A 24,268-nucleotide genomic window follows, 5' to 3' on the forward strand; every position below is an offset into this window, starting at 1 on the left:
CCGCTTTATTGTCCAAAATTATGGCTCTCTGAAACGACCTGCGCCGTCACAAAATTTCGTGGCTCTCTCTACAGGCACATTGTCTTCTCCGGCACTACTCGTCTTCGCAATCGGCCTCGGTGCTCCGTTTCAGGAGAATCCATATCTGCGTCCTCCGTCCGCCTGCTATTGCATTCGTTCCCGTACGCCTTGGGCGTTACCGAGAAACTTAGGATATGGCTAGATACGAATCCGGAACGGCTTTGACGACATCCGTGAATGGATGAAAACCAGTCCGCCGCTCGCCAAGGGAACAGCGACTCCCGAGACACACCCCGAACGGGCGAGTAGTACGAGCGTTCCTCAGCCGTCATGCGCTGTCTAACAATTCGGCGGAGTTGTTTCTGACATTGCCGACATCTTTACTGACCTCGAAGGCTTCCATCTCGTCAGCCGGGAACGGTCTCAGAAGATCTATGGGCGGCTGATGCGTCTCTTCCCTGTCAAGCCAACGGTTGAAATCGCTTTCATGCAGGATGACCGGCATTCGATTGTGGACCGGCATTATGTGGAATTGGTGAGATGTCAAGCTTATGTGAGGCGTGATGTTCTCGCTTGGCTGTACAGCCAAGCGAGAACATCACGCGGAAGCCGGACGCAGGATAGTTCAGACCGCGTTTGATCCGAGCCTTGGACTGGCCTCGATCAGTTGCCGCAACGCCGCCTGATCGCCCGCGAGCGCCTTCCGCTCCGTTTCAGTGACGGGGATTTGTTCCAGAATACGCTGGTTATGAGTGTTGGCTTCGAGCGCCTGGGCTCGCGTCGAGTCTCCCGGCACGTAGAAGTCGCATCGTTGGCAAGCCATGCGGTGCTGGCACTGTGCCCAGTATGGGTTGGCGCAGTACCCGTGTCCGAGATGAATGAACTTGTACGGTTCGCCCCGACCGGCTGCTCCACTTTCGATTGCAGCACGATCCAGAAGAACCTGGACGACCGCAACATTGCGCTCGAAGTAACGCGCGTCGACGTAGGCCTGCGTGAGTTTGTCGGGCGAGACCGTCGCATACCACTGGGTGGAAGCAACGCAGCGATGGCCCAGCCACTCCTTCAGGGCCAGCAGCGACATTGGTTCTTTTGCGTTGTACAACTGCGTCGCGATGGTCGATCGGGCGCGGTGACTGGTGATCGGACCGCGAACATCAGCGTCTGGAACACCTGCCTTTCGGCAGAGCATCGGGATAACGGAGTGATTCAGGATGCAGCTTCCCATTGATCTTCCGCGGTAGCCGAAGAGGACCTGGAAGACCTCTCCCGTCTTTTCATCGGTAACTGCCTGCATCGCGGGACGAAGTTGTTGCCATGCTTCGATCGCTTCGCGTACCAAACCATGAACCGGTTTCGTATAACTGCCGTTGGTCTTGTTTGCCGGGACATCCAGAAGGCAGACGGCGGCACCCTCCCTGGCAAGCTCTTCATCTCGTGATGTGTGCCGGCGAACGCACCCGAGACGCAGGCGGCCGATCTCATCCTTTCTCAAGCCAGCGAACAGCCACACAAGGGCCAGAGCCCGCATCATGGCGACGGGATACCGGGGAGCCGATACCCGGCCCATCGAGTTTGTACTACGGAGCAGATCGGATGACTCCAGATTGAGCCCGGCCCACAGCAGCTTTGCCCAGACATCCTCGGCGATGATGCGCGGGTTGGGAGAACGAAGAAGCGCGAGAGATGGTGGGTAGCGGAAGGTCTGCTTGGGATCGAATCGGTAAGGAACAAGCTCCCAGAGCAAAAGATCGGTGAAGAAGCAACGCAGGGCGCTGATATGTCCGAGCCGGGAAGCGACGCTCAGTAGCCGGTCCGGGTAGATTGTTCGCTTGTCGTCGACGAGCTCTCCGACGCGGAAGCTTCCCGAGGCGGCCACATGTTCCGCAGCAAGCTGGCGCGTCCATTGGTCGGGCCGGGACACCTCAGGATGCACGATCTTCAACCAGCGACCTACCACCAGCAGCCTCGACCTGGTGCTTCGTCTTGTGCTTGGCCGTAGTGTTGAGGTCTCATACCAGCGATTGCACCACGACAGCCACTCCGGGCTGATCCCGCCAGGTACCACTTGCCGGCTTACACCTTGCGGCGCGACATACGGCCGCAACGGAGATTGCATGATCCCCAGAGCGACGAACGCATGAGACAGCATGAACGTGGCCTGCTTCAGACTGTAAGCGCATTCCTGGCATCGCAGACCTTCAAGCGACTGAGCCGTAAGGGTCGCAACGTCAGCAGTTCCATGGACCAGGAACAGCTCGCACAGAGCGTTGCGGACTTCCAGATGGAAGTATCCGGTGTAGCCCAGGCGCTTCAACTCGGCCTGAACCTTGCCGATCGACCGGTCCACCTCCTCACGCCCGAAGACCTTGATCGCCAGAGAACGGCGGCGAAGGATGCGCCGCTCCTGATTGCGCAGCTTGGGCAGATCGACACTACACAGCAGAGCCGCCATGGCGAGAACATGCTGTAACGTGTTGGCTGTAGTGCGAGCCTCTTTGCAGCGATGGTATACACTCGTCCACGCTTCCTCATCCCAGGTCCAGAACACGGTGTGGGTCGCATGCATCTCCGCTACAAGATGCCGCAGAAGGGAGTGCTGCGACTGTTGCGCCTCCGTCAGGCCAAGGCATGCCTTCAGCGGGTTCAGGAGACGAGCAAGCGGGTCGTCGAGACGAAGATGGAGAGATTCTCCTTCGGCAACGGCTGCGATCCGCAACCGCTCTCTCTGTGTGAACTCAGGAGTTCTATCGTAGCGGCTGAGATCGAGCCGCCTGGAAGGCAACGTATCCGCTGCGAGCTTAGGCATTACTCCTCCGGTCCAAGCGATGGATGACGAGGCGCAGCCAAGCTCCCCATGGTTCTGGCGAGAGCATCGGTAAGATCGCGTGCGCTCAGGTGGATGTAGATCAGCGTGGACTGCAGCACGCGATGACCGGCGAGCGTCGCGATGTGATGCATATCAAGGCCGGCGCGAGCCAGGTCCGTCAGGCGCAGATGTCGCATCGTGTGCGTTGTCAGATGTGGGATCTCACTGCGCAGAGCCATGCGTTCGACCACCTTGGTCCAGGTATAGGAGGTAATCGGCATCATGCGATTTCGTGGCGACTCCGAGAGGAAGACGGCATCGGGCTCGCACCGCATGGTCCGCCGCCGATTGAGATATCGGCCCAGCAGGGCCGAAGTGGCAAGCGAATAGGGCACAACCTTGCCGCTGCGATTCTTCGTCGTTTCCGCTCGTATCGTTAGCAGCTTCCGCGCAAAATCGAAATCGCTGACCATGATGGAACACAGTTCTTCCCGGCGGAGGGCACCGTCGTAAGCCAAGGCCAGCATGGCGCGATCCCGGATGGAGTCTTCCGAGGTGGCGCGAAGAAGCCGTTCCCACTCTTCGTCGGTTGGAATCCATGGCAGCTTGTGCATCCGTCGAATAGGACCGGCCGTGCGAAAGACGGTCGTCCCACAACAGCGGAAGGCGCCCCCACGAGAGACTGGATTCCCCGGTCGCAGGCCTTCTTCAACCAGATATTCAAAGAACAACCGCAGGGCGGTCACTCTCTGGATCAGGGTGGAATTCGCCAGCCCTCTTGCACGTGATTCGTTGATCCAACCGGCAACATCAGATTGCGTACTTGCTTCGCAGTCGTGAACCCGGGGTTCGATAAACGCAAGATATGAATCGACGGCACGAGCGTATGCGTCGAGGGTGTTCGGAGCCAAGCCAAACTGCTCTCGCATGGTCAGCCACGCACGGGCATGAATGGCTCCGGCAAGGTGATGGTGACGCTCAAGATCGAACCGAAGAGTCATGGCACCTCCGTTGCGCGTTCCCAATCGCGCTAGCGCGATTGGGAACGCGCAGCCTTTCTACACCATGGTGGAGTTCATCGACACAGCATCATGCAGCTAAGCTTTATTCCACTTAACTATTGTCATGAGCTCGTTGGCGTCGGTGGTGATGATCGTATAGGTCTGGAGCCAGCTTCCGTCAGCGGGATTCTTCCAGGCGTCCCATAGTCCGGCGAAGGCCATCGGCTTTCCCTTGGCAAGATCGAACGCGAAGGGTCGTTTGTTCTTGGGATCGTCGTGAGTCCACTCATAGAAACCTGATGCTGGCACTAGGCAGCGGCGCTTCTTGAAGGGCTGAGCCCACCAGCCGCGGGTGATGCTTTCGGCTCGAGCGTTGATCGTGGATTTGCCCTTCAGATCAGCAAGGTTTTTGGTGCTGAACGGCACCAAGCCCCAGCGCAACTGGACGAGTTCTCTCTCCCCGGTGTCGCGGTTGGCTCGGATGACGGGCTGCATGGTGCTAGGCGCTATGTTGTAGTCATCCGGAGGCAGAGGAAAGTCGTCGACCTGGGCTACGTGGAAGGCTTCGGCTATCTTCTGTTTGTCGGATTTACGGTAATATCGCCCGCACATGAATCAGAGCACTCCTATATCGCCGAAAATTCCAGTAAAGAGGCTGAAGGCTCGAAGGGCAACATCCTCACGTTTCGCTGCCACGCAAGCGTTCACAGTCAACATCATCAAGCCAACAGTTGCAGATCGAATCGCACCCACCAGGACTGGAATATCAAAGGCAGACTCAAACTGTCCACGCTCCGAGAACTGATTGCTCAACTGTTCATTGCCAGTGTGAGTCAGGCCGTGCAAAATCTTTCGAATGTCTTTTGAGAGACCAACTCCGTGTTTCTCCTCGAGATGCTTTCCTGCATTAATGCTCTGGAAATCTAATTCCCCTCTCAACAGGTGCTCGATCTGTTCGTCGGAAGCAAGAGACGCGACCCATGTTCCGCGTTCGCACGTATCTTTCAGTGGTCGAAGCAAAGCGAGTGCAGAGCTGTCATTGCTACCGTATTTCATCAAAACCAAAATCGAGTGGTGATGCTGAAGGGCGACAGAAACAAATCGAAGGACGGCATTGCTGCGCTTATCATTGGATTCCACTTCTTGCAGAAGTTCCCAGATAGAAGCACGAAATTCGATCCCGTCCTCAATCGTCTTTCCAAGCTCTTCTCGATCGATCGGCATGTGGTCAGGCTAACATTTGGAGGATTGGCATGACCTACCGGAATGCGGCAATGGCCAGGCGGAGTTCGTCGGCGAGTTCTTCGTATCGGCAGAGGACGCCGCTGACGGCATTAAGCTGCTCGGGCATCTCCCAGAGCTTATCGGTGACATGCAAACGGAGGGCTTCAACGTCGACGAGGACGCTCTCAAGCTGCTCGATGGGCGGCACAGCGGTAGTATGCTGGACAAACAAGAGGTGTTTCTATGGATCTGGCAGCGACCGAACGCATTGCTCGTACTCTTGCCAAGGCGGAGTACACCTTCAGGGATACAGAAGAGGCTCGTATCTGGATGGCCAAACCCCATCCTGAACTCGGGAATCAGGCTCCGGAAGATGTAGCTCGCAGCGAAGATGGAGCGCGTCGAGTCGAAGACATTCTGGGAGCTATCGTCTTCGGCTTGCCCGTCTGATAGACCCTCTACTTAATGGATTGCGAATAGAAAGGGCAGCATTCGATTTTATTCATTGAGAATAACGTCGACGGATCCGTCTTTAAGATAAGTAAGCGCCCGACTGGTCACAAGTGCACGGCTACGCATGTCCCCAAATTGAACGAAATCGCCAACTCGCGGCAGTATCAGCCCTGTTCCGTCCGCAAATGCGACTGTGTAATGTGAATGAACGTTTCCTTCAACACTAGGAATCCATATCGTAACTTTCATACTCGGACCTCCGTCAGCGGGTAAGTGTACCTGAAAGCGTGCGGCATGACTCCAATGCTGGTCCTGGACTATACGGTGAGAACCCTTCGAGGCGAGTTATAGCTCTGAGGTAAAAAGGAAAGCGTCAAAGTCCTCAGAGATAACAAAGTTGTGCGACGACGCTGACTTCGGAATTGGCAGGTCATCCTCAATGGGTTGGGTACGAGTGAGACGGCACACTTTATATCAGAGAGCTTGAAACAACTTATCTATGTTAAACGTTATTTGAACAAAGGTATTGGACCGTCACTCAGTGTCGCAGTTCATAGTAAGCATTAGGTCGCGCGCAACAGCACTAAGGTGACATCGTCATGTTGCGGAACGGCGTCTACGAACCGGTCAAGGTCAATCAGGACACTGTTCAGCAGTATGGCAGGAGTATGCATCACCCCCGAGTGCAACATCCGACGGAAAGGCTTCATTTTAAAAGATCATCAGGTGTTAATGCACGAAACTTTCAACCATGCCTCTAATAGCGACTGTAATTGGCACACTTATTTTTATCTCGACGTACTAAATCGCAGGCGTCTTCGTCGTCTGACTTGGGTCTTCGAGAGGATAGTGACGAGCTAGGAGTCGACTCTCTGATCGTCGGCTACTACAAGGATGACAAGCTCTATTATTCCGGCCGCGTCCGAGCTGTTCTCGTCCCAGCCTCACGAAGGCAGATTCGCGCGAGAACTCCACGCGCTCATCACTGTGGAATGTCCCTTCTGTAACCTGCCGGAACGTGGGCCAGGACAATGGGGCGAGGGCCTTACGAAGGAGAAGATGACGAAGGTGATTTGGCTTCGACCTGTTGCAGTAGCGCACATCGATTTTCTGGGGTGGACGTCAGCAAAGTGGACGTCAGCAAAGTGGACGTCAGCAAAGTGGACGTCAGCAAATAAGCTGAGGCACACCACCTTCGTTGCGATGCGCTATGACAAGGAATTCTCTAAAGTGATTCGCGAGACATAGACAAGCTCTGGATCTACGCTATTTTTTTCGTCCCAATCTACGGCAAAACAGATGCCAAACCTTGCATTACACCACTGAAAATAAGGAAGCCAATTGCTTGTGATAATACTGCTTATCCCCAGATATCCGCGTTCTAAATTGTCGGAACAGCATGCCATGGGATCGGGACGTAGTAGAGTCCCTCCACCATCGTTCCCGAGGTCTACAGACCTCCGTAACTACCTGATTTACCACCCGTTACAAGCGCAAGAACTATTATCGCTGTGCGGAAGGTTTGGCTCCTCTCCGCATTCTACGAGTGGGCCGCCCGCCCTCCACGACTACAACCGTATAGGAGACGCCACGATGAGCACAACAGCACCGAAACGGATTGAAATCGATTCCTCTGAGGCCCCCGCCTCCAAGAAGAAGATCCTTGCTGAAGGCGAAGCGCAAACCCTGGATTCAAGCACCTGTTGGGTTACGAACGACACGAACACCACCTACATTGTGTATATGCTCCACGACAACGGCTTTATAGACCAGATCTGGGGGCAGCCACCAGGCATGACGGTCGGCATTCCGCCGACCTGGAAGGTAAAGATTTGGCCCTGCAATGGGGATGATTTCTATTGGGGTGACACCGATGGACATTACTCTTATACCGCAATCGCCGGCCTGACTACGCGGGCCGGATCCTTTAACTTCAGCCAGATGTCATGATCTGCCGGGAGGGCGGATTCTATGACATCTGGATGTCGGATCCGCCCGCTTCTACTTCGGAGGGCAACTTGCCATATACGCTGGACGTTTATCTAGACAACCAAACATCTGGACCATTAACAGCTAACACTAGTCAGTGTTTCCCCGAAAATATCTACCCGGCCCAAATTCCGGTGGGAACGATGGGGCATTGGCAGTTTACGATTTCTGAGAAGTTGCTTTCGTCGGAAGCTATGTTCGTCGTAGGCCCAGGCCAGTATCAAATAGGCGAAGATATGCTTGGATTTAGTATCCAACCCACCCCGACTTCGACTCGCTATGGTTTTTCTGTCGCAGTTCGAAATAAATATCCAACTCCGGTTGTTTGTGATACCGACCGTAATAATCCGAGCCCACTTCCTGGCTGGGATTCCAACCAACCGCTAACCATATATCTCAAAGCACTACCTAATACGTAGTCCAGGAACGGCCACCTGTTTGAGGTGGCCTTCTCACTTTTGGTTGAACCGTGACTAGAAGACTATCTCAGCGCCAGCCACGGGCGCGCATACCGGTCTCAGCGAATCCACGGTTGGTTGTGATCGTGTAGCTGCGACCGTTCATCTTATTCTGTTCAATCTGGTTGATGATCTCAGTGCGACGAGCCTCGAGATTACAAAGGCTCTCATCTATCATGTCGAGTTCCTGCTCCATCGCGTTCTTCATTTGACCTCCGCGAGTTACCGACTTTGATTGTGACCTGAGTATTTAATTTGAGTCAAGTTACTTCCCTCTTGTTCATCATCTTTCTTCGTTCATGAAACACGAACAGAGGCAAACGTGAAGAGCGCAGCCGCGCAGTTTTATGTGCGGTGTATCTATCGCCTCAAAAACGGGAAAGTCGCGCGTGTTCCTGGCGCGCCAAAGCATCATTGTCCCCGGAGTTCTCTTAGACCCTGAAAAGCGAACATGAAACAAAAGAAAACGAGCACAGGAGAGTCACCGACTCCTCTGATGCAGATGGCCGCCAGGACAGGAAAGGCAAATGCACGGCCCATCCAGGGAAGGCATCAGTCACAAGAACTTTGGCTTCGCTCTCGTGGAATATGTACTTCCTAAAATAAAGCCGGACCGTGTGAGTCCGGCTGATAACTGTCTTGGATAAGAATTAGTCCGCTACTTCGATCTTCGCGATCGATCGAATCTTGTCAATGATCTCATTGAAGTGGGACTTGACGATCACTACGTCGCAGTTGTGAACCTGAGCAATCCTCTTCCAGCTTAACTCCTCGTAGAAGACCATATAGAGCATGGCTCGCTCGCTGACCTCCAGATCCTTGAATAGTTTGTCATCGGTGGATGTCACCCAGTCCAGGGTCGATATTCGAGAGATCGAGGGGCAGATCCACAGGGAGCGATCAACCATGAAGCGAAACTTACCACCGCTCGAGACGCAGTCCCCTTCCCGATGCTGCGCCAGGAACTCCGAATTCCATTCAGAGTGATCTGACTTAAGATCGTCAGGGCCAAGCTGGAACGCACCATCAGTCGATTCGAGCTCCGACATCCGCTGGAGGACGTAATCGTTGAGATAGTCGGGTACCTCTTCATGTGCTTTATAAAATCCTCTGCATACTGCCCCGTGGCATCCTTAGGAATATTTGGTAGTGACGCCGCTAGGGTTGGATCGAGCGCCGTCCAGCAGCGCAGGCACGGCAGCAAAGGTGCTATTCCAGCTCCAACCGATTCAACACCCTTAAAGAATCCGGACCGAGCTTCCGACCGTCAGAAAATTGGCTTTGAGCCGGCCGACGCTATTGTTGATGAGTTTCCTAGTCAGGCGCTCGACTGCCTTCATGTGCTCCACTCCGCCCTCATCGGTGCTGGCCGCGGAGCTGGAGTTGAACCAGAACTTAAACCGGCTAGTGTCATTAACCATTCGGCGATCGAAAATCTCCTGTATCACATCGAGGTCCGGATTCTCATGCTCGCCGTTCCCGCAGAAAACGTAGTTATCGGCTGACACTCGGTCGCAGAATGTACGTTTGATGTTGTGCTCCGAGCCATGATGCTGCACCTTCAGCACCGTGACGTGTAGTTTATTATTGGAATCGAATGCGCCGTGGTGCTCCAAACCGGCGAGAATATCTTCCCAGTGGCCATCACCGGTAAGAAGCACCGTGTGCTTCTCATCCAGGGCCATGAACATGAGCGACGCAAGGTTGGGTGTCGTGACGTTCTTGCGGTTTCCCAATATTTTTGCCAGCGCCAGTTCTGAGGCGCCGAGGTCATTGGCCACCGATTCCATCGGACCGAACAACTGGCTCAGGCTGCTGTCGGCCAGAGCGTCCTCATCGGCGCGAGCCTGCTGGCGGATTTGCTTCACGCGTTCCCGATTCGCTCGCAGCCAGTCGTTCCACTCTTCGCGAAGCTTCTTGAGATCCTTTTCAAACGGTCCAATCAGATTGAGCTTAATCGAGCCGAGTTTTATCGCCGACCGGCCATCCTGAACCAGCATCAGTTTGCCATTGAACTCCGGATTAAGTGGGATATTCAATTGGCCATGGCGGATACGGGAGGAAACGCGCATTGCTTCGGGAATGCTTGTAGCCAGGTCGCGCCGGTCTTGCGCAATTTCCCGCAGTACGGGATGATTAGCGCCCGAAAGGATCTCCGCAGTGGCGGCCAGCATGTCCTCAACCGGACCGGCGTTCTTGCCGACTTGCTCGTGAAAGGAATTGTGCCAGATCTGGCCGATTTCCGGCGGGCGCGGCGACTTTGGAGCGCGATGTCCGGGATTACCATTAGCGATCAGATGTTCATGGATGCGCCACTCCACCTCGTCGTCAAGCAGCCGTAGCACGCCCGCAATATGATCCTGATCGATGTGCGAGATGTACACCACGTCCATTTTCTTGCCCGCTTCACGGAGTTTGCCAAGCGTCGGCGCAACATGGGCCGAGTAGGAATCCCGCATGCCGCCATCGATCAGCATGCGATGCGCGCCGTCGGCCGTCTCCATTAATAGGCAATCGCCTTTGTCGGATTGAAATGCGGTCAGTTTCATAGGCTTTGCGTCCTAGGCTGTTTCCTTCGTGCGATCTTTGCGGGTGTTTATCAGGGCGGCCTGCTTCAGGCATTCCGCAGGATCGATTGCGCCGAACCCGGCGTCGTTGGTCCATTCAAAGTTCGCTCCGGGCAAAGGCTTTGCCGTGGCCCGAATGATAGCTTCGATCTGCGCTCCCGTTAGTTTTGGTTCCGTTGCTAGCATCAGCCCGGCGATTCCGGTGACAAATGGGCTGGCCATGCTGGTGCCGGTCATTCCGATCCATGCATCGCCGTCAGTGGAAAATCCCTTCGCGGCCATAACGTCAGTGCCCGGCGCGGCGATGTCAGGTTTGGAACGGCCGTCGCGCGAAGGACCCTGGCTGCTGGTTGGGTGAACGCGGTTGCGCTTGGTATCGAGGTTGGCGACGGTGATCACGCGTTGGCCGCAGCCGAGCGAACTCACCGTGGAATTATCCACCATAGAGCGTTCCGAGAAGAAGGAAGGAAAGCTCCAGGCTTCACGATTACCGATACGGCCGAGCGGGCGTGGATCGTCTCGCTCGATCCAGCCGTCATACCGGCCGTCGCGGATCTGCAAACCATGCAGGCGAACTGTGTAGGTGCCCGCCGGGATGCCGACCACCGGGTCCGTGAGAAAATTCGGGCTCAAGTAGATGGAGATGTAGTTGGCTCCATTCGAAGGATGGTGCAGCTCATTGTAAATACTGATAAAGCTGCCGTCCTCCAAGCGGCGGTTTTCGATGTATTGAAGCGGCTCGATCATCTCTGTCCACTGGCCATTAGGCAGCCGCAGAGAAACGCCGATTTGATCCTGCGGAGAGAACCACAATTCCAGCTCATTTTCGGAGAGATCGAGGATCCCATTTCCGGCCACTACCCATTCGACGTCGGTGACCAATTGTGCGGCTCGAATGCGGCCGCTGGTATGCACGCGGCCCATCACCCAGCCAAAGTCGTCGGGCTCGTCAGCTTTCTCCTGACCGGCGTTTCCCGCCGCGACGGTAAGGCACATTCCGGGTGCCGAGAACGTGGAATCCAGGTATCGGCCGATAGCGCCCGAACCATCGTGAGCATGCCCGTTGGTGCCGAGGGAAATATTTATGGACAAACACTTCTTCTTCAGGACGTCGCGAGCCAGGCGGACCAGATAATCGACTGCGTCTGCAAGCCGCGTGGAATCGTAGAATGCGAGACGTCGATCCTGATCCCCTTGAGGAAGTGAGATGAGGACTCCCGCGATGGACGCCTTTCGGCAGACGCCGCGATTGCCCGCGGCTATGCTGGCTACATGCGTTCCGTGTGAGCCCTCCGAGGTTTGAGACTGCCGCTCGATCTCCCAAGGCTCGACTCCGAGCTTTCGGGCAGCTTTGATGGCGTCATTCAAATGCTTCTGGGTGAACTCGGCACCATATTCGAACTGCTTGCCTTCCGGATGCGGGCGCGCATCGCCTCCCTGATCCCAAATCGCCATGAAACGGGTGCGGCCGTCATTGTCCAGAAAATCGGGATGGGAGAAATCGAAGCCGCCAACGTCGATAATTCCTATCAGCACATCCTCGCCGAACGTGTGGGCCGTTGCGTCACCGAATTTTCGCTCTGACGCGGAGGGCGCCTTGACTTCAGTTGAGACCTGGGGATGGGGTGTCTTCAAACCCTCACCTGCTTCCACGAAAGACACACGCGGATCGCGGGCCAAGTCAGGCAGCTTGTTGATCGGCACGCGAGCGCGCACGATGCGCCCCTTGCGTGAAATCTCCCCGGTAAGCTTGCCCTCGGTTCGAGCGTTCACCAACTGAACAAAAACGTTAGCCTCTACGTTGTCGGCGAGGGACTTGAGCTTGCGCCGAGCGGGAACATGGCCGACCTGTCTCGCGTACTCCGCCGGCTTAATAGCGCCAGGCGCCGCGCCCGCTTGGCGGCGCTCTTCCACCGAATTCAGCAGCTTCGTACTGGTGATGCACAGGGCCGAAGTCTGTTCAGCGCGAACGGTATTCACTTCCTCGCTGCCGTTGACATACATCTGGAGTTTTGGTTGAAGCCGGGCTCGCTCCTCGTCTTTCAGCCCCGCATATACAGGCATACTTCCCCCTTAGGCGTCACATTTGACTTGTGGTCCAAAACTCACTTAATCCTGTCTCCTTTATTCGCAAAGCTACTGACATACCGCGTTTTGAAGAGACCGGGAGCGAAGGACCAAAAGGTTTTTGAAGGGACCGGGCAGAACGGCCGAAAGAGAGATCGTGTGAAGTCAGCTTTCAGATGCGGAGAAGATTGTGTTGTTGCTCGCCCCGACTAGTCAAGTTAATAATTTCCCGATCCCGCAGAATTTGTCGCTGCCAATGAGAAGTTTCTCGATCATCCCGAACTAGAGTTATCGAGTCGAGACGAAGTCGCTTCAGTCTTCCAGTGAGGGCATTCGGTGAACCCAGACAATTGTCTGGGCACAATCACGATAGAGATTTGGTTGAAAGCTACCTCCACAAAATCCGTACCGTATTGTCGCTTGGAAGCGTTGTGGTTTCCTCGAGCAAAGCTCCCAACCTTCATCTAGGATTTCACCTACGTCCAAACCCTCAGATTCTACGAACTCCGGTTCTGGGAAGTAATCGACAGATCGAAAAGTGCTCTAAAGATTCAGCGAAGAATCGAAATAGTCATTCAGATTTTGCCTGCATGAAATGCGGTTTTTCTGGTAATGCTGACGTAATTGGCGCGATGAACATCTTAGCGCGAGGGCATCGCGTTTTAGGCCTGTGGAGGAGTGGTCAGAGTAAGGCCATCTTTGAAGCAGGAACCCAACGAAAGGATTCAGAGAATAGCTTGAATCCAGGTAGTAATCGCAATTTTTCATCTTTTGCGAGGAAGCCACTATTGGATCGCTCGAACTTAGAGGTGTCGCCTAAGTCGCCATGAAAGTGACAAAAACGTGCGTTTTACGCTCTCTCGGCAGTGTTGTCACCGACCCCATTGATCTGAAACAGACCTAGGAGCTGAGGCCGGTGACATCTGCACGTTGGCGAGGCAGGGGTATGCCTGGGCCAGCATCTCGGCAGGAGCCTCGACGGACTCCTTCGCAATTGACCGCGATCTCGAGATTACAAGTGAAAATCGTAGTCGTTCCGGTGCCGAACTGCGCGACCACGAACACCGTAGACATGGTCAGGCTGTGTTGCATGAAAAAGCCGATATGGGAGTGAGCTCATACCGGACGGACTGGCAGGGTAATAAGCGAACGGAGACACGGGACTGCCTCCTGGCTGAGTGGGCTGAGGTTGCATAAGATATGGGAAATGGCGGGAGACATGCCATCTAGGACTCGGTGTTTCTCGGCGAATAGATATTTTCTATCTCGCACGCGCGAGGCTCGCTTCGATAACGGGCTACGAATGTATGGTTCTGCCTTCACAGAGCGGAGACACATGAGTGATCGATTACCGGTAGCTATCGGATAGCCTTGATCTGATCGTGAAGCATGTTGAGCTGATCTACTGTGGCATGCGATACCTATCGTACGCCGAGGGAGGACACAAGTTGGGGTATCCGAGCTGATTCTTATGCAATCCACCCGTTAATTCAGCTTCGGCGGCGCCGTACTCGATAACAAGGTCTCCCTCGGCAGAGGCAAACTGCTGGTTGCGGCCCATCGTGATGTTCTCATCCAGGAGAATGTCCTGTTCGAATCTCACATAAGGGAGGATACAGGCCAGGCTCCTTAGAGAGCTCTACCCGGTAGCCGAATGACATCGGGTGGTAAGGTGGGCATCCTTCACTCCGGCGTCAGACGCAGGATGCCCTCAGTATTCTTCTTGTGTGCTAAAGCAAAGGGTGGAGACTGCTAACTCCACCCGCTTTGGGGGGTGCGACGTGTTCTGTTAAAGACCTGCCTAACGGCTAGGATTAGACGAAAGCCTTGCGGCCCGTCTTTTTGTTCTTCTCCCAGTAAAGTAGCGGTTGAGAGCAGAGTCCTGCGTCTTGCTCTTGACCTTGTCCTTCGCGATCCCGTAGGTGGAGACAGTCTTACGCTCCGTCTTCAGGCAGAACGTACGGACAGGCTTGGGCGCGTGTTTCTTCATTGCCTTGCTGCGGTTGACACCGAAGACGAAGCCAGCAAATGCTGCGAAGACTGCGAGGACGATCTTGATCATGGTCGACATTGTGTTTTCTCCTTGGGTTATTACTGCGTGGATGCGTGAGATCGGATTGTTTTCACCGGGGTGGGCTCGAAAAACATTTTCGAGAACAAACTCATCTTCTTACTACCTAGTGTTGATAGCAGGACCCCAACGTTTTTCTCTGATAAGGCCGCCGTCATTTCCAGCAAGCGCACAGGGAAACAAGAATCGCCCCAAATTTAATTAAGAAAATTTGATTCGCGCATTTGGCTCGCTAAGATATAAATCGTGGGCGCACAGATAACGACGAAGACTGTAACGGTTGCAGAAAGGATCTGCCTGCCGAAGAGTTTCGTAAATCAGGAAAGCAACGCGGGAATCGATCTCGCTGCAAAACCTGCTACAAGTACCGTTACCCATACATAAAAGACAAAGAATCCCGCGATCCAGCGGCATGGCAGTTGAAAGTAATTGAGTGGACTGACGGGATAACAGCAGAACAGTATGAGAAGATGCTCGCTGATCAAAACGGCCGCTGTGCGATCTGCAAGACTAGCAAGTTTGGCGGTATGGGGAAAAGGCTACATCTGGATCACAATCATGAGACGAATGAGGTCCGAGGACTTATCTGTTCCGGATGCAATAGGGGCTTGGTTACTTCAAAGACAGCCTAGAAGCCTTGAAGGCAGCTGTTGAATACCTCAAGAAGCAGCCAACTCCATATAAGGTGAATGATTATCACGCGAGACGGAAAGGAAAGGTCTCTGCTAGAAAAGCAGCCGCTAAAGCTGCTTAGTTCTCCAGCTGCCACAGCTCTCCGCCGCAGCCAGCTCGATGCACGAGCGTTTTTCTATGCCGCACCCGCACCCTCTTTTACTTTCGTCCGCTGTGAACCGAAAAACCGCTGAAGAAAAATATAAACTCGGCTTCGAATGTTAAGCTTCTTTGGCAGTTACTACATACTCCGCATTCGTTGTTCCATAACACCTAATGACCTGGAAAGACTTTCTTCGTGCGGCAACACGAATAAAGTCTAACCTGAGACCGCTCGCGAATGCTGCCTACGAACGTGTTCGGGGCTGGCGAATTGATTGTCCGCGCCGCCACGTTCACATGCGACAGATCATCACTCGCCGCTTGATCCGGGGTATGCCTCAGGATGTGGAGTACAGTTTCACGGAGCGTCCGGAGTCTCGTCGCAAGCAACCTTAGCGCACAACACAACGACAATACGCACTTGCGATGACACCCATGTGCGAAACGCGATGTCGATTCTTAAAATAGCGTACGAGTAACGATGCCATAAAGTGTGGCCCACTGACTGGGCTATTCTTTTTACTTAAGGCACCCGCTTGCTAGTTCCTTTTTTCGCCGGGCTAGTGTCTGACTGCTCTGTAATCTCTGTCTTTAATCACCTCGCCTGTACGGTCGACTGGCACGCTGCCAGTCACGGTGCAAAATCTCAGGTCCAAAGTGAATCCAAGATCCATTGACCGCGCTCATCGCCGCAAAGATGCCCCACTTACTGTTTCACGAGAACGCAGAAACCGTTTGCCGGAAGCATCATGGTCAAGCGACCTCCACTCGACTGTAGAATCGCGCCGCTATTTCCAATATTCTGGCCACCATAGAAGGCGCTATCGCTATTGAAAACTTCCTTCCAGTTCGCCGTCGGAATCGCAAGCGTATCCTTCTCGATTTCGTAACCATTCGCAAACGAGCCGTTGCTAAAACTCGCCACAATGATAATCTCCTCACTGCCGCTCCATCGCTTGAAAGCGATCACCCTGTTTGTGTTCGACTGATGCAAAATGTCGATGTTATGCCCACGTATCGAGCGAAGGCGACGGGAGAGACTTACAAGATCCTGGTAGAACCGAAACAAGTTCTTCCCGTTGCCCGTCCGTTCGCCTAGAATGTCTTCGCGATTCGCGAGAAAGTTATCAAAGGTGTACTTCTTCTGAGCCCCGATCTCTTCCCCCATGAAGAACATTGGCGTGCCCGCGGAAAGAACAGAAAGTCCGCAGCATACGCGACATCGAGATTCGGCGGCAATTCGGGTCAAATCGATAAGAGGAGCGCCGTTCACTGCAACTGTAATCGTTCGAGCAGTACCGCTGGCATTGCCAGCTTCATCATGTGACTCGTGAAACACCACCTGGTTGAGCCGGCTATCGAAAAGCGTGCCCGAGAATCGGTCCATTGAGAGTGCTTCGTTTCCGCCGAATCCCGCTTGCATCAGCAGCCGCGGCGCCTCGCCAGCCATATCCGAATCACCAATTAGGCCGTGGTAAAACGCTACCTGCCATTTTGCGTCGAAACCCAGCCCACCCTGCGTCGGCAGTTTCACCACAGCGCCCCAATCAGTGTGATCCTCGGCGATTAGCATTGCCGAGGGTCTGATCATATGCAGGGTCCGACTCCATTGCCGCAAGAACTTCTGACCGAAAACGTTTGCGCTGCTAACCGAATGTCCGTTCCCGTGCAACACATTGTCGCGGTGGATTGCCTGAGTTAGGTCCACACGCAGCCCATCGACGTGCATCTCCTCGATGAGAAATGCAGCGCCGCTCGTAAACTGTTGTCGAACGTTTTCTTCCCAGAAACGTGGAGTAAAACCTGTAGAACCGTTGTCGAGATATCCGTCATCCGGAGCTTCGTAATCGCTCGACCGTCCTTCATACCAGTAGTAAATGTTTTGTTCGGGAGCAGTCGAATCGTATTGCCATTCGGCACGCTCCGCATTCGGATCATAGTGGTTGTAAACGACGTCCTGAATCACAGCGATGCCACGTCGATGGCATTCGCGAACGAAGTGAAGATATTTGTCTCTGCCACCAGCGCTAGATTCAATGCATAAATGGTGAGAGTTGCCATACCCCCATCCGACGTTACCGCCAAATTCCGCCATGGGCAGCAATTCAATTGCGTTTACACCAAGACTGCTAACATGATCGAGAAACTCCAGCGCGTCCGCCAAATTCCCACTCACTGTTTTTCCAAAACCAAGCGATCCCACGTGCAATTCATATATGATTAGGTCCTCAATCCGCGTGGGTACGGGCAAACCGGGAGTAAACTCGTGAGCCCAGAACTCCTCGGTAGGAATCAAATCTGACCCGACTCCAGGTGGAGTGGATGCGAAGTTCCGGCGCACCATATCGGGATCAATCACGATGCTGCAACTGACACCGCCGTCGAGCGTTTCCGCCGTCTTTGGCCACGCATCCGTTGTAGGATCTCTGTCTCCCTTGCCCATCTGACTGCGAGAAAAAATGTCAGTGCGGTAGACCGTATTCCCCTGTGCATTCGTGATTCGATACATATATGCAGCACTTTTGAATGTCTCAAAAGTCCCCTCTGGGCTGCCTTCCCAAATCCCGTCGGAGGAACGAGTGAGGCTAACAGCAGTGTGTGCCGTGTCGATGCCGTCACCGCTGTTCGCTATATACCCCCCCGATTGCCCAAAGACGACATCCACCGCCGTCGCGTTTGGTGCCCAAACGGCAAAACGGAGGCTAGGTACTACGCTGCCTGGAGGAAAATATTTATTTGCGCCAAGCCTACGACAGTGAGTCAAATAATAACGCTCAACCTGTACTGTTGCTGCATCGCGTAGGCGGAAATCGCGATAGCGGTCAGCAGAATTGACGTCTTGAACTTCAGAAGGAACGCCCCAGAAGTTCGCACCCTGAGGGCCATCAAGGACCACACCCCATTTGAACGTTTTACTCTGATCTCTAAGATCGAGTGTTGCGAAACCCCTAAAAACTGGGCAACCATCCTCCCCTGTAGCTTCCTGCATTTGAGATTCGGTCCATAGATCCGAATAACGCCCGGAATCGTCCCAGCTTCCCAATAAACGGGCATTCCGAAAGATGGGTCGGTTCAGACCTGTTATGAATTCGAATTCGACAGTCGTGTTCGCCATCGTTCATGAGCTCCTATCCCGAGTGTTTCGGATTTTCATAGCGATAACCACTTCTCATCACCTTGACTTGAACATCACTTGGCATGGTCCTAGGAGCAGGATCAGACTGGGACTTTGCCGAACCATGGCGCCGTAGGAGCCTTTTTGACTACTAAGAATTGCTGCGAGAACAGAACGGGTGAGCCTAGCGACCTAGGCAGATCGATCCATCTGATTAGCGCCGGGAAAAGCCCGTGAAGTTTCGGATATGCAGCTTTAATACTGGGTGTGTCCAGGTAGCTGTACACGAAGCCAGTCGTAATATCGTCTGCACTGTCACCGGCTGCGTTCAACTCGTCTAGGAAGATCAGATCGCCGCCGGAGTCTTGCAGCAGGATTATTTCGTTCTCCTGAAGTAAAGCTTCCCTATCATCGCGGCGAAGGGAGTAATCGGCAGAGATCGGAACGTGCTCCCACAAGTTCCGTATTACACCTAGCTCGGCGCCGGCCGCTGGAAGCGAACAGCGACGAGACGAAGGAACGCCTGTGTGTGTCATCTTCACGTCCTCTAGACAGGGGTTGTCTTCTTTACGCATTCACACAGCCGCTTAAGGTCAACGCCGAGCTTCTTGGCTGCGTCCTGGTTGACCACCCCTCCCGCGCAGATGCAGTGGAGGAGCTTGTCCAGGGGACTCTCGGCCGGAGAATGCGGACCCGGACGATTGCCCCCCGGCCACACGGCGACCGAGCGGAGAGCCTCGCGCAGAAACGGACTGCCTTTCGACGTCTTGCCCTCGGCGAGGATGGTGATTCGCCAAGCGCCAGTGAAATCCGCCACGAGGCTGCCCTGGTAATTGCCCGCACCTGTCGAAGTGAGTGGCACATTCAAAACCGCTCCTCTAGGATCGGTGACGACCGCCCAGACCTTCGCCGGAATTGACAGTGGGTAACCGTATTCAAGCAACGTCGCACGAAGCCAGGCCGTACTGCCCGGCTCCCGGCTGCTCTGGCTTACGCTTACATCCATGCGCAGAGAGGAGCGAGCTTGCGCGGTAAAGGCGTAGCGCAAGCCGTGTATGGCCCTGCCCAGGGCTACTTGGGATTTTTTCTCCCGCAGATCGCGAATGTAACGGACCCATCCCTTTTCGTCGAGTTCCAGTACCACATGCCAAGGCCGCGCGGGGTCCTGAGGACCAACGATGGGGGAAGGTACATCCATGCGGTAATACGCGGATCCTTGTCCTACCACGTAATGGGTACTCGGCGCGATGGCCTGCGCTGGTCCGAAGGTCTGTCCGTCAGGCGCTTCCATGTGGAAGCGCAAAAGGTCCGCAACCTGGCAATGGACAATCGCGTCCACTTGCCAATCCGTCTCGTTCACCGGGAATGGTAGCCGCAACGAAGTGCCGGGTGTCAACCAGCCCTGTGGATCGACCACAATCTCGGTATTCGTCACTCCAGCTAGGATCTGCTGGAAGTACTTGGTCAGCAGAAATGTGTCATCCGCATCGATGTTGCCGGTCATCAGCAGATATCCGCTGTTAGAACTGGTCAGGGTGGAGAGCGAGGTTGGATTAATGTTCTCTGGAGTGCCCACACCGATGGCGAAAATGCGCGAGTGCAATTCCATCGCGGTAAGGTCCGCGATGTATTTCGACGCGGTCTCATTGCCGTCGGTAAGCAGGCAAAGCGCACGCAGGTCGTAACCAACCGAGGCGTTGAGCAAAGTCTGGCCCGCTTCGACGCCATCTCCGATAGCCGTGGTCCCAAGAACATTGGTGTGATGGTTGGTGATGAAGGTGTTGAGCGCTACGCGGCCCGCTCCCGTGCTTTCAACACCAGCGCCCTCGACCGTCATAGCACCTGCCACATCGGCGTCCGTATCCCAACTCACCGCGCCTAGGCCGGTGCCTGCATCGCATAGAGTGGGCACAACAAATGCGCTGTCGCGCACCAGGTCTATCTTGAGACGCCCATCGCCGGCCGGATCGTTCATGCTGCCTGAACGATCGAGCGATAGGACTAGAGCGGTCTTAGGGCGATGGATGGTGTTGGCGGTGAGATTAATTACGAAGGCTTGGGCGGTTTCGTTGCAGGTAACTGTGACGTTGCCAGTTGCGAGGTCGCCGGCTACGGTGCCCGTGTAGCGGAGCCAGATATACACGTGCGTCTCGGCGCAATCAAAGCTCCCCGCGTAGGATGTCATGGCGCCGGCATGAAGCACGAAGGAGTTCGCAGGCCCTGAGGTCGTGACTGGCACGGTGGCCGAGAAGGTCCGTGGCCGCCAGCCCTTCAAGCGGATAACCACGGGACGGATAGCCTGCTCGTGTTCCGGAACGTCTACAAAGACTACGGCGGGGTCGACACTCAGCGTATTGCGGGCTACGCAGACGGCGCGCGCGGCGTCCACCATGCCGAAGCCGTACCACCAGCTGTACTCATTTATGCCGTCGCCGTCGAGGTCGCGCCAGTGCCCATCGGTGTCGCTGTTGGAATAGTCGATGCGCTTCGCCGTTCGGGTCAGCACCGCGCGCGCCTCCTCGTGCGTTAGCGTGGGGTCCATTGAAAGCAGGAGTGATGCCACGCCGGCGGTGAGGGGCGTGGCGGAGGAGGTGCCGCCGAAGTTCGAAATGTAATCCAGGGCGCCACCGGTGTGCCCGGCGAGCGTTCCCTTTCCCGGTATCGTGGTCGTGGTGATGTCGACAGCGCCTCCCGAGCTTGGGGCGCAGAGATCGACACCATCGCCCCAGTTTGAATAGTCCGCCTTGACATCGGCGTCGGTGCTGGCCGCGACCCCGAAGTTACGAGGATGGGCGGCGAAGGGGCGCTGCGTCCAAAAGTTGGGTTGCCCCGCGTTGCCTGCTGAGAAGAACATCAACGTGCCAAGGCCGCCCCGTCCGTTGTCTGTGAGATTCGTAAACAGATCATCCATCAAAGTGGAGATGGGCCAGACTGCGGGATTATAGCCACCCCAGCTGTTGGTCACGACATCGGCTCCGTGCGCCAGCTGGGCGGGGAAGGCAGGATCGGGATTGCCCGGATCAAAGCCGGCCAGCCAGAGGTACATGTCTGAATATTGTGCTTCGGTACATGGGTTGGAGCCCTGGACCGCGAGAATGCGGCAGTTCGGTGCTGCGCCCGACCCTCCTTCGTCCTCTCCCGCCACCGCGGATGCGTTGTCAACGCGTGCGGCAGCGACTCCCGCGCAGGCGCTGCCGTGATACCCGTCCCCGAAAACCGCGATGGGGTCGTTGCAGTTCGCGACCATCCCGCCAAAATCGAAGAATCCCGTCACTTTCGGCTGTCCGCTGGTCACGTTTCCTTGAAATTCCGGATGTTCGGCGCTGACCACGCCGCCGAGGGTGACCGACTTGACACCAGTGTCCATCACGGCCAGAAGAATATTTGCCGAGCCGAAGGTAAGGTCGTTGGGATCGCCGGGATTGACGCCGGCTGCGTTGGTGTCGCGCAAGGTCTGCCAAGCATCCGGAGCGTTTACGCGCCCCAGGTGCCACTGAGAGGCATAGAGCTGGTCGGTCGGCGTGATCGCGTCCGGGTCGGCCGTGAATGCGATGTCCGGTTCAGCGGCGGTGATATGCGAATCGGCCTCAAGCATAAGAGCCGCGTCCAGGACGGAGAAGTCCTCACCCTCCTTAAGCGTCAGGATCCAGTGGTCCTTCAAAATTAGCTTGCGCGCGACGGTGCAGCCTGCCTTCTCCGCGACGGCAGCCAACTGCTTCTCGTCGGTGCCAGGGCGTGCCTGCACGTTGATATTGCGCGTGAGTATGCCGGTGCCGCGTGCGCTTGGATTCACCAATCGACCAACTTCCCTCACTTCGGGCAGCCTTCTAAGATCGGCGGCAATTCGCGCAGATTGCGTGGGATCGCAAGTAACGATGACTAGATCGCGACCGTGCGGGCGTTCCGATTTCAGCTGATGTTCGCGCAGGTAGGCATCGACAGCTGCGGCACCCTCCTCGCCACGGGTAATCACACCCAACTTGTCTCCAGGACTGCGGAACGGCACCGGCACATTTTTCCTCCTGAACGAGGGCATGCCCGCCTCACCCAACACCACATCCACATACTTCTTCTCCCCTGAGACTTCTACCCAGAGGTCGACCGGCGAAAAACCTTTCGCTTCCACGCGGAGTTGCACGCGACCGGGAGGGAGATTGTCAAAGACAAATCGGCCACCACTCATAGGTTTGGCTTGCATGCCCGGGCTAAGCACAGACGCCGATCCGAGGAGACGCCGGTCGACGTCAACGACGTGGATGTACAAAGAAGTTCGATTCTGGGTGCTCATAGAGAGCTCCTTGGCGACGCGGGATTACATACCTGGCCTGCATGGATGTTGAGCGAACGAGGGGAACGTTTCAGCAATTGATTGATTTAAGACAGCGCCTAACCACCACATCAGGGTCGTAACCCGAAGTTCGTAAAGTAAGTGATATGCCGCGTTTTGAAGGGACCGGGAAGGAAGGACCGAAAAAGAAGTCTTGTGGGATCGACGTTAAGTTACCGGAAGACTATGGCCATGTTCGCCGATTTAGTCAAGCCAATAGTTCAAAAAAAATCTTTGTCCGACGGCGTGCTTTCTGTGTAACTGCCGCGTCTTTACTTTCTGCTTCGGAGAGGGCAGCTGGATGATGTTGTCCAATTCCTGTTCCTTTCTCTAAGCAGCGTTGTCCAGGGAGAGCGAGATGTGGGCGGCTACGATCTTTGCGGGTATGTATTGAACCCAATAGCGTGTCGTCCGTTCCGCCTCCGATTGCTTCTGTTTCTTGCGCTTGTTCTTCCGACGGCCTGCGCGACCGGCGATGGTCCGGTCGATGACTAACTGGAACTGATCGAGGGTAACACCGAAGGCGATAACGGCCTCGAGATCACCAATCGTCTCTAGTACCTCAATTGCGTAGTCAGCAGACTTTTTGCGGCGGCCGGTGCCGCAGTATTCATTTCGGGTCAGTTCGCCCCAGTAACGGGCTTCAGCAAACCATCCGAAGGGTGCGACGTCGGTAACATCCCCTTGATACGCGGCGAAGATGGAATCATAGAGAATCTGCTTTACAGCCTCGACTTCAGCAATGATCTCGCGTCGCTGCTCAGGAGAGAGCTTGGACCATTTAGACTTGGCATCTTTGACGGCTAACTTCTGCCGGCGCTCGACTTCGCGGCAGATTAGCCAGCCTTCACCAAGGGTGAGCTCATGGGCACTACATACCGAGATAGGCTTGCGGCCGGCTTTCTGGGCCGCACGTATCTCACGTGCCACAGTGCGAAGGAAGCGGCCCGGCTTAGCCATTAGACGCTTGCGCTCCGTCCTGAACAAGAAATCCCGCTCACGCTTGGCGAACCGCTGGAAGATCGCCGAGCCGGTATCGCCGATAACAATGGCAGTAAGTAGCGCTTTACGATCGTAGCTGGTTAGGTGGTACATCTTATTCTGCTGCCGCTCAAAGAATTCCCGGTCCGATGCCTTTTCTAGACACTCGCAACTCTTAGCCTTTCCGGTGATCAAGGCAGAGGTTCTGGCGATACCGTGGCGATCACATGACGAGCATGAGAAAACATGCTTGGCATTGCGGTCGCGCTTATTATTCGCCCTGCTTCCTGGACCTGCTTCCACCCTGGCCATAGCGCCGGCAGGGGCTGGATAGAGTATCCGGCCCGCCCTGACTATCGCACCGTCCACTAGCTGCCTACGTCTCATACATCTCTTTCGTAAGAAATCTAA

At 55.1% G+C, this 24,268-nt stretch carries 19 protein-coding genes; 4 read left to right on the forward strand and 15 right to left on the reverse strand.

The features are described 5' to 3' along the window. Nucleotides 1–349: 349 nt before the first annotated feature. The 6 genes from BDD14_RS08390 to BDD14_RS08415 form a co-directional block, all read right to left on the reverse strand. Nucleotides 350–544: an SOS response-associated peptidase family protein gene (locus BDD14_RS08390; protein WP_207231855.1), complete on the reverse strand. Its 195-nt coding sequence runs from the start codon at nucleotides 542–544 to the stop codon at nucleotides 350–352. A 102-nt stretch (nucleotides 545–646) separates the two neighbouring features. Continuing rightward, nucleotides 647–2,830, reverse strand: coding sequence for a tyrosine-type recombinase/integrase (locus BDD14_RS08395; RefSeq protein ID WP_130418408.1), 2,184 nt, complete (start codon nucleotides 2,828–2,830; stop codon nucleotides 647–649). Next, nucleotides 2,830–3,831, reverse strand: coding sequence for a tyrosine-type recombinase/integrase (locus tag BDD14_RS08400; RefSeq protein WP_130418409.1), 1,002 nt, complete (start codon nucleotides 3,829–3,831; stop codon nucleotides 2,830–2,832). Before BDD14_RS08400 ends, BDD14_RS08395 begins: the two co-directional genes overlap by 1 nt. A gap of 96 nt (nucleotides 3,832–3,927) precedes the next feature. After that, complete coding sequence (locus tag BDD14_RS08405; protein ID WP_130418410.1) at nucleotides 3,928–4,443, reverse strand: SOS response-associated peptidase; 516 nt, start codon at nucleotides 4,441–4,443, stop codon at nucleotides 3,928–3,930. Nucleotides 4,444–4,446: 3 nt separating this feature from the next. Continuing rightward, nucleotides 4,447–5,055: a DUF6988 family protein gene (locus BDD14_RS08410; RefSeq protein WP_130418411.1), complete on the reverse strand. Its 609-nt coding sequence runs from the start codon at nucleotides 5,053–5,055 to the stop codon at nucleotides 4,447–4,449. 34 nt (nucleotides 5,056–5,089) lie between these two features. Continuing rightward, nucleotides 5,090–5,287, reverse strand: a complete 198-nt coding sequence (locus tag BDD14_RS08415) for a hypothetical protein (RefSeq protein WP_130418412.1) — start codon at nucleotides 5,285–5,287, stop codon at nucleotides 5,090–5,092. 11 nt (nucleotides 5,288–5,298) lie between these two features. Here BDD14_RS08415 and BDD14_RS08420 point away from each other — a divergent pair, with 11 nt between their 5' ends. The 3 genes from BDD14_RS08420 to BDD14_RS08430 all read left to right on the forward strand — a co-directional run bounded on the left by BDD14_RS08420 (nucleotide 5,299) and on the right by BDD14_RS08430 (nucleotide 7,458). Continuing rightward, entirely contained in the window at nucleotides 5,299–5,505 is a 207-nt protein-coding gene (locus BDD14_RS08420; RefSeq protein WP_130418413.1) for an MbcA/ParS/Xre antitoxin family protein, read from the forward strand. Between the two features lie 1,062 nt (nucleotides 5,506–6,567). Further along, the gene (locus BDD14_RS08425; protein WP_130418414.1) at nucleotides 6,568–6,756 is read left to right on the forward strand and encodes a hypothetical protein; all 189 of its coding nucleotides are present in this window, start codon (nucleotides 6,568–6,570) and stop codon (nucleotides 6,754–6,756) included. A 345-nt stretch (nucleotides 6,757–7,101) separates the two neighbouring features. Then, complete coding sequence (locus BDD14_RS08430; protein WP_130418415.1) at nucleotides 7,102–7,458, forward strand: hypothetical protein; 357 nt, start codon at nucleotides 7,102–7,104, stop codon at nucleotides 7,456–7,458. A 525-nt stretch (nucleotides 7,459–7,983) separates the two neighbouring features. Here BDD14_RS08430 and BDD14_RS08435 read toward each other — a convergent pair. The 6 genes from BDD14_RS08435 to BDD14_RS08460 all read right to left on the reverse strand — a co-directional run bounded on the left by BDD14_RS08435 (nucleotide 7,984) and on the right by BDD14_RS08460 (nucleotide 14,660). Beyond that, a complete protein-coding gene (locus tag BDD14_RS08435) occupies nucleotides 7,984–8,163 on the reverse strand; it encodes a hypothetical protein (protein ID WP_130418416.1) in 180 nt (59 codons plus the stop codon). A gap of 442 nt (nucleotides 8,164–8,605) precedes the next feature. Continuing rightward, nucleotides 8,606–9,004: a sigma-70 RNA polymerase sigma factor region 4 domain-containing protein gene (locus BDD14_RS31685; RefSeq protein ID WP_165419988.1), complete on the reverse strand. Its 399-nt coding sequence runs from the start codon at nucleotides 9,002–9,004 to the stop codon at nucleotides 8,606–8,608. 189 nt (nucleotides 9,005–9,193) lie between these two features. Next, nucleotides 9,194–10,504 (reverse strand): MBL fold metallo-hydrolase, encoded by a 1,311-nt coding sequence (locus tag BDD14_RS08445; RefSeq protein ID WP_130418418.1) that lies wholly within the window; start codon nucleotides 10,502–10,504, stop codon nucleotides 9,194–9,196. Nucleotides 10,505–10,516: 12 nt separating this feature from the next. Further along, entirely contained in the window at nucleotides 10,517–12,586 is a 2,070-nt protein-coding gene (locus BDD14_RS08450) for a S8 family serine peptidase (RefSeq protein WP_130418419.1), read from the reverse strand. A gap of 1,405 nt (nucleotides 12,587–13,991) precedes the next feature. Next, nucleotides 13,992–14,192, reverse strand: coding sequence for a hypothetical protein (locus tag BDD14_RS31690; RefSeq protein WP_165419990.1), 201 nt, complete (start codon nucleotides 14,190–14,192; stop codon nucleotides 13,992–13,994). A 198-nt stretch (nucleotides 14,193–14,390) separates the two neighbouring features. Beyond that, nucleotides 14,391–14,660, reverse strand: a complete 270-nt coding sequence (locus tag BDD14_RS08460) for a hypothetical protein (protein WP_130418420.1) — start codon at nucleotides 14,658–14,660, stop codon at nucleotides 14,391–14,393. Between the two features lie 419 nt (nucleotides 14,661–15,079). Between BDD14_RS08460 and BDD14_RS34395 the strand changes: the two genes are divergently transcribed. Then, on the forward strand, nucleotides 15,080–15,292 hold the full coding sequence (locus BDD14_RS34395; protein WP_130418421.1) for an endonuclease VII domain-containing protein: 213 nt from the start codon (nucleotides 15,080–15,082) through the stop codon (nucleotides 15,290–15,292). An 848-nt stretch (nucleotides 15,293–16,140) separates the two neighbouring features. Here the strand turns inward: BDD14_RS34395 and BDD14_RS08470 are convergent. From BDD14_RS08470 to BDD14_RS08480, 3 genes are all read right to left on the reverse strand, one after another. After that, on the reverse strand, nucleotides 16,141–18,549 hold the full coding sequence (locus tag BDD14_RS08470) for an alpha-amylase family glycosyl hydrolase (RefSeq protein ID WP_130418422.1): 2,409 nt from the start codon (nucleotides 18,547–18,549) through the stop codon (nucleotides 16,141–16,143). 547 nt (nucleotides 18,550–19,096) lie between these two features. Then, complete coding sequence (locus tag BDD14_RS08475) at nucleotides 19,097–22,837, reverse strand: S8 family serine peptidase (protein WP_130418423.1); 3,741 nt, start codon at nucleotides 22,835–22,837, stop codon at nucleotides 19,097–19,099. 369 nt (nucleotides 22,838–23,206) lie between these two features. Further along, nucleotides 23,207–23,971, reverse strand: coding sequence for a hypothetical protein (locus BDD14_RS08480; protein WP_130418424.1), 765 nt, complete (start codon nucleotides 23,969–23,971; stop codon nucleotides 23,207–23,209). Nucleotides 23,972–24,268: the final 297 nt, after the last annotated feature.

It is taken from the genome of Edaphobacter modestus, assembly GCF_004217555.1.
In the GTDB taxonomy this organism is placed as follows: domain Bacteria; phylum Acidobacteriota; class Terriglobia; order Terriglobales; family Acidobacteriaceae; genus Edaphobacter; species Edaphobacter modestus.